Source organism: Marinobacter sp. ELB17, from assembly GCF_000169375.1.
GTDB lineage: Bacteria > Pseudomonadota > Gammaproteobacteria > Pseudomonadales > Oleiphilaceae > Marinobacter.
The window spans coordinates 191,326-205,316 of record NZ_AAXY01000004.1; the positions used below are offsets into that span (position 1 = coordinate 191,326).

The following is a 13,991-nucleotide window of genomic DNA, read 5'->3' on the forward strand; positions in this document are numbered from 1 at the left end:
GCCGTCTACCCCCCTGGTGGTAGGGGCTGGTTAAGAGGTAGTAACCACGCTGCTTTCGCTATTGGGTTGTCACACAATGGTCTCAAATCGTTAACGCGATCCGGCAAACGGAGAGAGAGACCATGAGTCATTTGATCGACAAGCTGAGCTACTTCAGCAAAAAGCGTGAATCCTTTTCTGGCGACCACGGCGAAACCCATACCGAAAACCGTGACTGGGAAGACAGCTATCGCCAGCGCTGGCAGCACGACAAAGTTGTGCGTTCCACCCACGGCGTAAACTGCACCGGCTCTTGCAGCTGGAAAATCTACGTTAAAAACGGTCTGGTAACCTGGGAAACCCAGCAAACCGATTACCCCCGTACCCGCCCGGATCTGCCGAACCACGAGCCCCGTGGTTGCCCTCGTGGCGCGAGCTATTCCTGGTACATGTACAGCGCTAACCGCCTGAAGTACCCACTGATGCGCAAGCATCTGATGCAGCTCTGGCGCGCCGCTCGCATCCAGTTTAACGACCCGGTCGATGCCTGGGCTTCCATCGTGGAAGATCCGAAGAAAACCGCTGAATACAAGCCACGCCGCGGTATGGGCGGTTTTGTGCGTTCCGACTGGAACGAAGTGAACGAGCTGATTGCAGCGTCTAACGTTTATACCGCGAAAAAGCACGGCCCGGACCGCATCATCGGCTTCTCGCCGATTCCTGCGATGTCCATGGTGTCTTACGCGGCGGGCAGCCGTTACCTGTCGCTGATTGGTGGCACGTGCCTGAGCTTCTACGACTGGTACTGCGACCTGCCGCCGGCTTCCCCACAAACCTGGGGCGAGCAAACCGACGTTCCCGAATCCGCAGACTGGTACAACTCCAGCTACATCATTGCCTGGGGCTCCAACGTTCCACAAACCCGTACTCCGGATGCCCACTTCTTTACCGAAGTGCGCTACAAAGGCACCAAGACCGTTGCCATTACCCCGGATTACGCCGAAGTTGCCAAGTTGTCTGATGAGTGGCTGAACCCCAAGCAAGGCACCGACGCCGCGCTGGGTATGGCCATGGGCCACGTGATTCTGAAAGAGTTTCACGTTGATAACCCCAGCGCTTACTTTACCGATTATGTGCGCCGCTACACCGATATGCCGTACCTGGTGAAACTCGACAAAATGGAAGACGGCCGTTATGTGCCGGGCCGGTTCCTGCGCGCCAGCGATCTGGTGGGCGGACTGGGCGAAGAGAACAACCCCGAGTGGAAAACCATTGCCATTGATGAAACCACCAACCAGCTAACCGCGCCAAACGGCTCCATTGGTTACCGCTGGGGTCAAAAAGGCAAGTGGAACCTGAAGCAAACTGCAAAAACAGAAGACGTGAACCTGCAGTTGTCGATGGTTAAAAAGCACGACGAAATTGTGGACGTTGCCTTCCCGTATTTCGGCGGTATCAAGCACGAGCACTTCAAATCCGTTGAGATCAGCGACACCCTGACCCACAAACTGGGCAGCCGTAAAATTGAACTGGCAGACGGCGAGGAAGCTTTAGTCGTCACCGTGTACGACCTGATGATCGCCAACTACGGCATCAGCCGTGGCCTGGGTGAAGACGACGGTGCTACCGACTACGACCAGATCAAGCCGTACACACCTGCCTGGCAAGAAAAGATCACCGGCGTACCCGCCCACAAAGTGACCCGCATTGCCCGTGAATTCGCCGAGACTGCCCACAAAACCAATGGTCGCTCCATGATCATTGTGGGTGCCGGTATGAATCACTGGTACCACATGGACATGAACTACCGTGCGCTGATCAATATGCTGATCATGTGTGGTTGTGTCGGCCAGAGCGGTGGCGGTTGGGCCCACTATGTAGGTCAGGAAAAACTGCGCCCACAGACCGGCTGGCAGCCTTTGGCCTTCGGCCTGGATTGGCAGCGCCCGCCACGCCAGATGAACGGCACATCCTTCTTCTACGCCCACTCTGGCCAGTGGCGCTACGAGAAACTGGATGTGAGCGAAATCTTGTCGCCGCTGGCAGACAAGTCCAAATTCGGTGGCAGCCTGATCGATTACAACGTACGCGCCGAGCGTATGGGCTGGTTGCCGTCTGCGCCGCAGTTTAACCGTAACCCGCTGGGCATTGCCGCCGAAGCGGAAAGCGCCGGTATGGATGTGCCAGCGTACGTGACTCAGTCCTTGAAGGACGGCTCACTGGCGTTTGCCTCGGAAGATCCGGAAGCCCCGGAAAACCACCCGCGCAATATGTTCATCTGGCGTTCCAACCTGTTGGGTTCTTCCGGCAAGGGCCACGAGTACATGCTTAAGTACCTGCTGGGTACGACGAGTGGTTTGCAGGGCAAAGACCTGGGTCACGATGGCGGCGTTAAGCCGCAGGAAGTGAAATGGCACGACGAAGCGCCCGAAGGCAAACTGGATCTGCTGGTGACTCTGGACTTCCGTATGTCCACCACCTGCCTGTATTCCGACATCGTTCTGCCTACCGCTACCTGGTATGAAAAAGACGACCTGAATACCTCGGATATGCACCCGTTCATTCACCCGCTAACCGCGGCTACGGATCCGGCGTGGGAATCCCGCAGTGACTGGGAAATCTACAAAGGCATTGCCAAGGCATTCTCCAAAGCGTCTGAAGGCCATCTGGGTGTCCAGAAAGACGTGGTTACGGTGCCGTTGTTGCACGACGCGCCCGCTGAGCTGGGTCAGCCGTTTGATGTAAAAGATTGGAAAAAAGGCGAATGTGAACTGATTCCGGGCAAAACCGCGCCTAACTTCATGACGGTTGAGCGGGACTACCCGAACACCTACGCGCGCTTCACGTCCCTTGGCCCTCTGTTGGACAAGCTGGGTAACGGCGGCAAAGGCATCAACTGGAACACCGAAAAAGAAGTGGAGTTCCTGGGTCAGTTGAACCACAAACACCTTGACGGCGCCAATGCGGGTCGACCGAAAATTAACACGGCCATTAATGCATGTGAAGTGATTCTGAGCCTGGCTCCGGAAACCAACGGCCAGGTCGCCGTGAAAGCCTGGGCTGCGCTGTCTGAATTCACCGGGCTGGATCACACGCACCTGGCACTGAACAAAGAAGACGAAAAAATCCGCTTCCGCGACATCGTAGCGCAGCCGCGCAAAATCATCTCCAGCCCGACCTGGTCTGGCCTGGAAGACGAGCATGTGTCCTACAGCGCCGGCTACACCAACGTGCACGAGCTGATTCCCTGGCGCACGCTGACCGGTCGCCAGCAGTTCTATCAAGACCACGAGTGGATGCGCGCCTTTGGCGAAAGCCTGCTGGTGTATCGCCCGCCCATCAACACCAAAGCGGCGGCACCGCTGCTGAACGCCAAGCCCAACGGCAACCCGGAGAAGGCGTTGAACTTCCTTACACCGCACCAGAAGTGGGGTATACACAGTACCTACAGCGACAACCTGCTGATGCTGACCCTGTCTCGTGGCGGCCCCATTGTGTGGCTGAGTGAAGACGACGCCCGCGATATAGGTGTGGAAGACAACGACTGGATAGAAGTGTTCAACGCCAACGGGTCTTTGTCAGCGCGGGCGGTGGTTAGCCAGCGGGTGATGCCGGGCATGGTGATGATGTACCACGCTCAGGAGCGCATTGTGAATATTCCCGGCTCGGAAATTACCGGCAGCCGCGGTGGTATTCACAACTCGGTTACCCGGGTGTGCCCGAAGCCCACTCACATGATTGGTGGCTATGCCCAGTTCTCGTACGGCTTCAACTACTACGGCACCGTGGGTTCCAACCGCGACGAGTTCGTTGTAGTGCGCAAAATGAAGAACGTTGACTGGCTTGATGGCGAGGGCAGCGACACTGTTCAGGAGAGTGTGAAATGAAAATCCGTTCCCAAGTAGGCATGGTGCTGAACCTGGATAAGTGCATTGGTTGCCACACCTGTTCAGTGACCTGTAAAAACGTATGGACCAGCCGTGAAGGCATGGAGTACGCCTGGTTCAACAACGTTGAAACCAAGCCTGGTATTGGTTACCCGAAAGAGTGGGAAAACCAGGACAAGTGGAAAGGCGGTTGGCTGCGCGACCCTAGCGGCAAAATCCGCCCCCGCATCGGTGGCAAGTTCCGGGTGTTGGCGAACATTTTCGCCAACCCCGATCTGCCGGAAATTGACGACTACTACGAACCGTTCGATTTCGACTATCAGCACCTGCACACCGCTGGCGACAGCAAACACCAGCCGGTTGCACGGCCGCGCTCGCTGATTACCGGCAAGCGTATGCAGAAAATTGAATGGGGCCCAAACTGGGAAGAAATCCTGGGCACCGAGTTTGCCAAGCGTCGCAAGGACAAAAACTTCGATCAGATTCAGGCCGACATCTACGGCCAGTTTGAAAGCACATTCATGATGTACCTGCCGCGTCTGTGCGAGCACTGTCTGAACCCCACCTGTGTGGCCAGCTGCCCCAGCGGCGCTATTTACAAGCGGGAAGAAGACGGAATCGTGCTGATTGACCAGGACAAATGTCGCGGCTGGCGCATGTGTGTATCTGGCTGCCCGTACAAGAAAATCTACTTCAACTGGAAAACCGGTAAATCCGAGAAATGCATTTTCTGCTACCCACGGATTGAAGCCGGTATGCCCACCGTGTGTTCGGAAACCTGCGTAGGCCGCATTCGCTACCTGGGCGTGCTGCTGTATGACGCTGACCGGATCGAAGAAGTGGCCAGTACCCCCGGCGAGCACGAGTTGTACGAGAAGCAGCTGGAAATTTTCCTGGACCCGTTTGATCCGAAAGTGATCGAGCAGGCAACGAAAGACGGCGTGCCGATGAACGTGATCGACGCGGCCCAGCGCAGCCCGGTGTACAAGATGGCGGTTGAGTGGAAACTGGCCCTGCCGTTGCACCCGGAATACCGCACTCTGCCCATGGTGTGGTACGTGCCGCCCCTGAGTCCGATTCAGTCAGCTGCCGAAGCTGGCCAGGTCGAATTTAATGGCGTACTGCCAAAAATCGAAAGCCTGCGCATTCCGGTGAAATACTTGGCCAACCTGCTCACCGCCGGTAACGAAAAGCCCATCGTACGTGCGCTAAAACGCATCATGGCCATGCGTCTGTACAAGCGTGCTGAAACCGTAGACGGCGTGGAAGACCTGCGGGCACTGGAAGAAGTCGGGCTGACCAAAGCTCAGGCGGATGAGATGTACCGCTATCTGGCCATTGCCAATTACGAAGACCGTTTCGTGATTCCCACCGGTCATCGCGAAATGGCCAAAGAAGCTTTTCCCGAGCGTGGCGGCTGTGGTTTCAGCTTTGGTGACGGCTGTGGTGGCAGCACCAGTGAATTCAACATGTTCGGCGGCAAAAGCCAGACCACCACCATGGTGCAAAAATTGACCACGGTGAAACAGGTTGACCCGAAACAGCTGCAGGATTGAGGAGCAGATTATGAAAATTCTAAAAGTGATGGCGCTGTTGCTGGAATACCCGAACGCCGATCTGCAGCGTGGCCGCGATGAGCTGACGGCTGCGGTGCTGGAAGACAGCCGCTTGCCGCGCAAAAACAAAGAGCAGCTGCTGCGCTGCATTGACATGCTCTGCGACGGCAATCTGCTGGACCTGCAGGAAAGCTACGTAGCCACCTTTGACCGGGGCCGCGCCACGTCCTTGCTGTTGTTCGAACACGTGCACGGCGAATCCCGCGATCGCGGGCAGGCGATGGTAGACCTGATGGAGCAATACAAAACCAACGGTCTGGAGATTGATGCCCGCGAACTGCCGGATTACCTGCCGCTGTTCATGGAGTATCTGTCTACCCGGCCATGGGAAGAGATCAAAAACTGGCTGGAAGATATTCACCACATTTTGGGCTTGCTGGGTGAGCGTCTGTACCAGCGTGAAAGCGTGTACCACGGAATTATGGATTCGCTGCTTGAACTGTCTGGCCGCAAAACCGACCGCAAGGAACTGGCGAAGATTGTGGCCTCGGAAGAGCGCGACGACACCCCCGAAGCGCTGGACAAAGTGTGGGAAGAGGAAATGGTTAAGTTTGTGGATGATCAGGGCAGCTCCTGCAGCACCGGTGGTGTAGTAGGTCAGCGCCGCCGTGAATTGGAGCAAACCCAGACCATTCACTTGAGCGATCAGCTGATGGCGGATGTCACACCTCGCCCGGCTCAACAACCGGTGAGTAACGCCTGAGCGCGTAGGAGGAGAGAACAATGTCCTATTTAAATACACTGGTGTTCGGAATTTATCCTTACATTGCCATTCTGATTATGTTGGTTGGTACCTGGGCCCGCTACGATAACAGCCAGTTTACCTGGCGCGCCCAGTCCAGCCAGATTTTAAGCAAGAAAAACATGGTGTGGGCCAGCGTGATGTTCCACGTGGGCGTATTGGTGATCTTCTTTGGCCACTTGGTGGGCTTGCTGACGCCGCACTTTGTGTATGAGCCCTTTATGAGCGCCGGCACCAAACAGGTAATGGCGATTGTCGTGGGCGGCATCGCCGGAATCATGGCGTTGATCGGTGGCATCGCGTTGGCGGTTCGCCGCCTGACCAATCCGCGGGTTCAAGCCAGTAGCAGCTTCTCTGACAATATGATCATTGTGATACTGATGGTTCAGGTTGCGTTGGGCATGCTGACTATTTACCCCACATTGGGCCATTTGGATGGCAGCACCATGTTGCTGCTGGCATCTTGGGCCCAGGGCATTCTGACCTTTCAGGGTGATGCCGCATCGCATATTGCCGGTGTGCATTGGATCTACAAGACTCATATTTTCTTGGGTCTGACCATCTTTGTGCTGTTCCCGTTTACCCGCCTGGTGCACATGCTGAGCGTGCCACTGGAGTATTTCGGCCGCAGGTACCAAGTGGTGCGTAAGCGGGTTTAGGTCCATCGTGAAGAGGGTAATACCATGCAATTGATTCCTACTGGCGATGCCGAACAACCCAGAAACCGGTTTCCGCCGGTGACTGTTGGCGATACGCTGATCAACGAAGACGACATAGCGCGGGAAATGCAGTATCACCCCGCCGAAGAAGCCGCGACGGCCTGGCACGACGCGGCCAAAAGCCTGGTAATAAGGCAGTTGCTGCTGGATCAGGCCAGGCTGTTGAAACTGCCTGAAGAGCTGGATGAAGAAGACCGTATCGCCAAAGTGCTTGAATCAGAGCTGGGTGTTCCAGACCCGACAGAGCAGGACTGCGAGCGCTTCTTTAACGCCAACCCCAGGCGGTTTTGCAGCCCGGTGGTAATGGCCGTGAGCCACATATTGTTGGCGGCAGCACCGGATGACGTGGCCGAGCTTATGCGCCAGGAAGAAGTAGGGGATCAGTTGCTGAAAGCACTGTTTGAAGGTCGGTCACGGTTTGATGACCTGGCCAAGCAGTATTCAGCCTGCGAATCCCGCCACCAGAGCGGTAGCCTCGGGCAGATCAGTAAAGGCCAGACTGTAGACGAGTTTGAGCGCCCGGTGCTGAATTTGAAGGAGGGCCTGCATTCCGGGCTGATCGAAACCCGGTACGGCTACCACATTGTGCGCGTAGACCAGCGCATTGATGGCCAGCCATTGCCTTACGAGCATGTAAAACCAAAAATCCGCCAGTACCTGAGCGAAAGTGTGACCCGCCGCGCATGCCGCCAGTACTTGCAGGTGCTGGCGGCCGAAGCCGGTGTTGAAGGGGTTGATCTGGAACTGCCGGATTCACCACTGATGCAATAGATCCGGTTGCGGATTTTAAAAGCAATATGTGCGGCCTGGCTGGAAACAGTGCAGGCCGCACTGCTAATGGGTTACCTCCGAAGAGGGAGCGATTTTTACAGTTAATCCCTCTAGTATTCATACATAGATTATGAATGCATGAACACGCTAAAGAGGATGCCGCCATGGCGCTGATACAGGCTGCCGATACTCGCACGCAGGACACCCCCATGAACTACTCAAAACCGGTTCTGGTTGCGGTTAAGCCTGGTGACCACGAAGACAGCCTGGCGCTTTTGCGTAGCCACGCCATGTTCAGCGCTCTGGCAGAAGACGACCTGCAAGAGCTTCTGCATCATGCCCGCCGCTTGCGGTTGGGCCATCACCAGTTGCTGTATCGCCAGGACATGCCGGCCCACCACTTCTTCTTTGTGTTGTCCGGCCGTTTGCGCTTGTACCGGCTGGATGCATCAGGCATCGACCGCACTCTGGACAGCATCGCGCCAGGCGACTGCATTGCCGAAGTGATGATATACGCCGATCCCGCCCGCTACGCCTGTTACGCCGAAGCCCTGAAAACCAGCGAAGTGCTGATGATTCCCGTGAAAGCGTATCAGGACTTGCTGGACACCAATCACAGCTATACCCAGGCCGCTTTGCGCCATTACGCCATGCGCGCAGTGACTCGTTTTCACGATCTCGAAATCATGACCGTGCAGAGCGCCCGCGATCGGCTGATTCGCTATTTAGTAGATTTGTTGCCAGAAGGCAGCGAGCAGGGTGGTGAAGTGGAATTGCCACTGCCCAAATGCCTGGTGGCATCGCGCCTTGCCATGCAGCCGGAAACTTTTTCGCGCATTCTGGCCGACCTGAAATCCAACGGCCTGGTGCGGGTAAATCGCAGCCGGGTGTTTATTTCCGACCCGAGCAAGCTGATTCAGATCAGCCAATAATTCGCCCTCCACCTTCACAGGAGGATTTTGCCATGAGTGAACAGCCAACACCGCGAAAGCAACGCCCGCTGATCTATTCCTGCTCTGGCTGCTCCGATGTAGCACAGCTGGCAAACAATGCAGCGGTTGCTCTCGACCACGCCGGCGACTTCGAAATGTCGTGCATCTCTGGCGTTGGTGGCCAGGTACCAGCATTGGTGAGAGTGGCCCAATCCGGTCGCTCTATCACCGTGATCGACGGCTGCCCGCTGCAATGCGCCAAGGCCTGCCTGGCGAACGTAGGCGTGGCACCCGACCGACATATATTGTTGTATGAATACGGTTTCAAAAAACACTATGGGCAAAGCTACGGTGAAGAGGCTGTTGCCGAAGTTTGCGCCGAAGTGCGCGAGCTCGGCAAACCACTGATCGCCCGCCAGACGGGACACTAGGCGCTTGTCCGACATCGTTTAACATTTAAAGGTTTATCAAATGATCAGCAACTACCGCGAATTGATTGCCGCTACCAAACAAGAACACGAACCCCAGCGTCTCTTGTTTGTGTTCTGCCGCGTCGAGCTGCCAGACGATGCCAATGCCGACGAACGCGCAGCGTTTGAGCGAGGCGAGGGCGGCGCACTTTCGCCGGTGATCTGCGTTGATAAAACCCCTGCCGAAGTCGCAGATTTCAGTCAGCTGGTGGACGAGTCCCGCAACACGGGTCAGAACTGGGACGTCGTATTCGTGGCGGCTATGTCTGGCCGTGGCGGCGTGCCCCCGTCCAGCGACGAAGCGCAGCAGCCCATGACCATGATGGTCGAAAGCATTCGCATGGGCCACGTTGGCAATTATTTGCCTTTAGACGTCAGCGGCGAAGCGGTTGATTTGGGTTAGCGCCCGCTGATCAGGCTGATTTGATAGGGATAGTTTCCTATCAAGCAGTAACCAATAAGAGGTATTTCATTTACTTTTCAATAATCTAATCTGTGCAGCAACTATCGTCAGCGGGGACATGTTGTGAGTATCCGTTTCAGCAGTATCGTAAATCTGATTGTAATGGCGTTGGTACTGGCACTGCTCGCAGGTGTCACCCATGTAAAAGCGGAACCCGTTGACCAATACCAGCCGGTTGCCGGTCGCCAAGTGATCACGCAAACCCTGCCCCAGGTAACCGAAGTACGCCTCCGCGATAGCAATCGCGCCATTGGCGAGCTCTTCGCCGGCGAAGAGCTGTTGGGCTACACCTACCAAAGCCTCGATTTCGTGCAAACGCCCGCCTATTCGGGCAAACCCCTGAACATTCAGGTATTGATGAATACCGACGGTGAAATCCTTAAAACCCGCGTGATTCATCACTCCGAGCCGATTTTGCTGGTCGGTATCCCCGAGTACAAACTGCACGACTTTACCGACCAGTACACCGGTCTGAAAGCTGATCAGCGGGTTACTGTGGGCGGCAACACGAACGAGCGCAAGGTGGCAGTAGACGGCTTGTCCGGCGCGACCGTTACGGTGATGGTGGTGAACGAAGTCATCATGCGTTCGGCTCACAGAGTCGGCGTAGAACTCGGCTTGGTGGAAGATGCGGGCGTAAAGAGACCACCCATTGCGGAAGTTAATAACGAGCAGTTTCAGCAAGCCAACTGGCAGCAACTGACGGACGATGGCTCCATTCGCCGCCTGCTGCTGACCCGTGGCCAAGTGGATGACTCATTTAAAGGCACCGACGCGGAAGGCGTAGAGGCCGCCACTCCCGATCAGCGTGAAGACGCATTGATAGACCTGTATGCAGCCTATCTGAACGCCCCCACCATTGGTCGCAATCTGCTGGGTGAAAGCCAGTACGAATGGTTGAACTCTCTGCTGAAAGAAGGCGAACACGCCATTGCGGTGATGGCCAGCGGCTCCTATTCGTTCAAGGGCTCCGGCTATGTGCGCGGCGGCATTTTCGACCGCATTCAGATTCGCCAGTTTGGTGACACCTTCAACTTCCGCGATCTCGATTTTTATCGTTTAAGCGATGTATACAGCGAGGGAATGCCCGACTTTTCCGAAATGGCGATCTTCATTATCCGCCAACAGTACAACGTTGACCCGGGCACGCCCTGGACCCTCGAACTGACCGTAAAGCGCCAGACCGGCCCGCTGGACAGCAAATTCCAAGTGTTCCCGCTGGAGTACCAGCTACCCGAGCAGTATTACACCCGTGCGGACGTTGTGGTCAGCCAGGACGAATGGCTGGAAACCCAACTCATGTGGGTGCAGGTGTGGTACCAGAAACAGTTCCAGATTGTTGTGCTGGGCGGGGGCATATTGGTGCTGCTGTTTGTCCTGTTTTTTCAGGACTGGCTGGTAAAGCGGCCCAATTTGACCCGCTGGATTCGCCATGGCTTCCTCACCTACACCCTGTTTTTTATTGGTTGGTACGCCCTGGGTCAGTTATCCATCGTGAACGTGCTGACGTTTGTGCACAGCTTCATGTCTGGCTTTAGCTGGCAGACGTTTCTGATCGACCCGATCATGTTCATATTGTGGGCAGTGGTGGCGGGCATTGTGTTGCTTTGGGGCCGCGCGGTCTATTGCGGTTGGCTGTGCCCGTTTGGTGCGCTGCAAGAGTTGCTGAATGAAATCGCCCGCAAGCTAAAAATACCTCAGTACAACGTGCCGTTTGCCGTGCACGAACGCCTATGGGCCATCAAGTACATCATTCTGCTGGTGCTGTTCGGGGTGTCGCTGGAATCCATGGCGATGGCAGAAAGGCTGGCGGAAATTGAACCTTTCAAAACGTCCATCACTCTGCATTTCGCCCGCTCCTGGCCGTTTGTGCTTTACGCGGTGGTGTTGCTGGTGATCAACCTGTTCACTCGCAAGGTTTACTGCCGCTACCTGTGCCCGCTGGGCGCCGCGCTGGCGCTGCCCACCAAACTGCGGGTATTCGATTGGCTCAAGCGCCGCAAAGAATGTGGCACCCCCTGCCGCCTGTGCGAAAAAGAGTGCGAGGTACAGGCCATTCACCCAGACGGCACCATCAATTTCATGGAATGCCACTACTGCCTTGACTGCCAGGTGACTTATTTCGACGACAACAAGTGCCCGCCGTTGATTGTGAAGCATCGCGGCAAGCGCCGTGGCCAAAATTCGCCGGGGCGCCCGGAACAGATTCCAGTCGTCGAAGTAAAATGAAAGGCAGTGAAGTGACGGACATTGAATAAATCAGAGCCTTAACGGCCAAAAAAAAGCAGTGCCATAACGAAAAAAGAACAACCCCTAAAACTGAAACGGAGCTGAGCATCATGAGCAAAGACCATGAGCAAGATCATAAAGAACGGGCGAAAACGGAACATCTTGGCCTGAGTCGCCGGCGTTTTCTGGGTGCCACCGCGGCGGCTGGTGTCGCTGGTGTAGCTGGCCTTGGCGGCGCAGTCATGAGCCGTGAGGCTTTTGCAGCCGCAGCCAAAGAGGCACGCAACAACATTCACGTGGGCCCGGGCGAGCTGGATGAGTACTACGGTTTCTGGAGTGGTGGTCACCAAGGCGAAGTGCGAGTAATGGGTATACCGTCTATGCGCGAGCTGATGCGTATTCCGGTGTTCAATGTGGATTCGGCGACTGGATGGGGCCTGACCAACGAGAGCAAAGACGTACTCGGCCACGACAACACGTTTTTGAACGGCGACTGTCACCACCCGCACATCTCCATGACCGACGGCCGTTACGATGGCAAGTATCTGTTCATCAACGACAAAGCTAACACCCGTGTGGCCCGTATCCGTCTGGACATCATGAAGTGCGATAAGATTACCCACATTCCTAACGTGCAGGCCATTCACGGTTTGCGCCTGCAGAAAGTGCCTTACACAAAATACGTGTTCTGCAACGCAGAATATGTGATTCCGCACCCGAACGATGGCAGCGATTTCTCGATGGAGAACAGCTACACCATGTTTAATGCCCTGGATGCGGAAACCATGGAAGTGGCCTGGCAGGTGATTGTCGACGGTAACCTGGACAACACTGACGCTGACTACACTGGAAAATACGCGGCCTCTAGCTGCTACAACTCCGAGAAAGCGAAAGATCTGGCCGGTACCATGCGTAACGACCGCGACTGGGTGGTGGTGTTTAACGTTGAACGCATCGAGCAAGCGGTTAAAAACGGCGACTTCAAAACCCTGGGCGATTCCAAAGTGCCCGTGGTGGATGGCCGCAGCAAATCCCCGTTGACCCGTTACATTCCGGTGCCGAAGAATCCGCACGGCGTGAACACGTCACCGGATGGCAAGTACTTCATTGCTGCCGGCAAGCTGTCGCCAACCTGTTCGGTGATTGCCATCGACAAGCTGGACGACGTGTTTGACGACAAAATCGAACTGCGTGACGTGATTGTCGCCGAACCGGAGTTGGGCCTTGGACCCCTTCACACCACGTACGATGGCCGCGGTAACGCCTACACCACGTTGTTTATCGACAGCCAGGTGGTGAAGTGGAACATTGCAGATGCCATCAAGCATTACAACGGTGAAGACGTAAACTACCTGCGCCAGAAGCTGGATGTGCATTATCAGCCAGGCCACAACCACGCGTCGTTGACGGAATCCCGCGATGCCGATGGCAAGTGGCTGGTGGTGTTGTCGAAGTTCTCGAAAGACCGTTTCCTGCCGGTTGGGCCTTTGCACCCGGAGAACGATCAGCTGATCGATATTTCTGGCGATGAAATGAAGCTGGTTCACGATGGCCCGGCCTTCGCCGAACCACACGATTGCATTATGGTGCGTCGTGATCAGATCAAAACCAAGAAAATCTATACCCGTGACGATCCGTACTTCGCCAGTGCCCGCGCCCAGGCCGAGAAAGACGGTGTCACGCTGGAAGGCGATAACAAGATCATCCGCGACGGCAAAAAAGTGCGCGTTTATATGACGTCGGTGGCGCCTATTTACGGTACAACCGAGTTCACGGTGAAGCAGGGTGACGAGGTGACGGTGTATGTGACTAACCTGGACACCATTGAAGACGTTACCCACGGCTTTTCGGTGGTGAACCACGGTGTGAGCATGGAAATCAGCCCGCAGCAGACGTCGTCGGTGACCTTCGTGGCTGATAAGCCAGGTGTGCATTGGTACTACTGCAACTGGTTCTGTCACGCTCTGCATATGGAGATGACGGGGCGGATGTTGGTCGAAAAGGCTTAATTTCGTATTTGGGCTGGAGTCCTTTATACAGGGCTCCGGCTTTTTACGGTATTTCGGAGAAGCGAATCAAAAGAAGAAGGCTTTCCAAAACACGCTCAAGCCCGTCCATGGGACGCTTGAGCTCCGCCATCCATGGCTCCGCACAGTTTTGGAAAGCCTTTTTCTTTTGTTTTG

10 protein-coding genes are annotated in these 13,991 nt (G+C 55.7%); all 10 read left to right on the forward strand.

Annotated elements, in window-relative coordinates; all coding sequences use genetic code 11:
- Positions 1-122 precede the first annotated feature (122 nt).
- Positions 123-3,866: a nitrate reductase subunit alpha gene (locus tag MELB17_RS07215; RefSeq protein WP_007349518.1), complete on the forward strand. Its 3,744-nt coding sequence runs from the start codon at positions 123-125 to the stop codon at positions 3,864-3,866.
- On the forward strand, positions 3,863-5,422 hold the full coding sequence (narH, locus tag MELB17_RS07220) for a nitrate reductase subunit beta (RefSeq protein WP_007349519.1): 1,560 nt from the start codon (positions 3,863-3,865) through the stop codon (positions 5,420-5,422). Before MELB17_RS07215 ends, narH begins: the two co-directional genes overlap by 4 nt.
- Before the next feature lie 10 nt (positions 5,423-5,432).
- The gene (narJ, locus tag MELB17_RS07225) at positions 5,433-6,185 is read left to right on the forward strand and encodes a nitrate reductase molybdenum cofactor assembly chaperone (RefSeq protein ID WP_007349520.1); all 753 of its coding nucleotides are present in this window, start codon (positions 5,433-5,435) and stop codon (positions 6,183-6,185) included.
- Positions 6,186-6,205: 20 nt separating this feature from the next.
- Positions 6,206-6,883 (forward strand): respiratory nitrate reductase subunit gamma, encoded by a 678-nt coding sequence (narI, locus tag MELB17_RS07230; protein WP_007349521.1) that lies wholly within the window; start codon positions 6,206-6,208, stop codon positions 6,881-6,883.
- A 24-nt stretch (positions 6,884-6,907) separates the two neighbouring features.
- The gene (locus MELB17_RS07235) at positions 6,908-7,714 is read left to right on the forward strand and encodes a peptidylprolyl isomerase (RefSeq protein WP_007349522.1); all 807 of its coding nucleotides are present in this window, start codon (positions 6,908-6,910) and stop codon (positions 7,712-7,714) included.
- Positions 7,715-7,848: 134 nt separating this feature from the next.
- The gene (locus tag MELB17_RS07240; protein ID WP_007349523.1) at positions 7,849-8,646 is read left to right on the forward strand and encodes a Crp/Fnr family transcriptional regulator; all 798 of its coding nucleotides are present in this window, start codon (positions 7,849-7,851) and stop codon (positions 8,644-8,646) included.
- A 32-nt stretch (positions 8,647-8,678) separates the two neighbouring features.
- Positions 8,679-9,077 (forward strand): putative zinc-binding protein, encoded by a 399-nt coding sequence (locus MELB17_RS07245; protein ID WP_007349524.1) that lies wholly within the window; start codon positions 8,679-8,681, stop codon positions 9,075-9,077.
- Between the two features lie 40 nt (positions 9,078-9,117).
- Positions 9,118-9,519 carry a hypothetical protein gene (locus tag MELB17_RS07250; RefSeq protein WP_007349525.1) on the forward strand — a complete coding sequence of 134 codons (402 nt, stop codon included), beginning with the start codon at positions 9,118-9,120 and terminating at the stop codon, positions 9,517-9,519.
- Positions 9,520-9,642: 123 nt separating this feature from the next.
- Complete coding sequence (gene nosR, locus MELB17_RS07255) at positions 9,643-11,808, forward strand: transcriptional regulator NosR (protein WP_007349526.1); 2,166 nt, start codon at positions 9,643-9,645, stop codon at positions 11,806-11,808.
- A gap of 110 nt (positions 11,809-11,918) precedes the next feature.
- Positions 11,919-13,817, forward strand: coding sequence for a TAT-dependent nitrous-oxide reductase (gene nosZ / locus MELB17_RS07260; protein WP_007349527.1), 1,899 nt, complete (start codon positions 11,919-11,921; stop codon positions 13,815-13,817).
- The last annotated feature ends 174 nt before the right edge of the window (positions 13,818-13,991 follow it).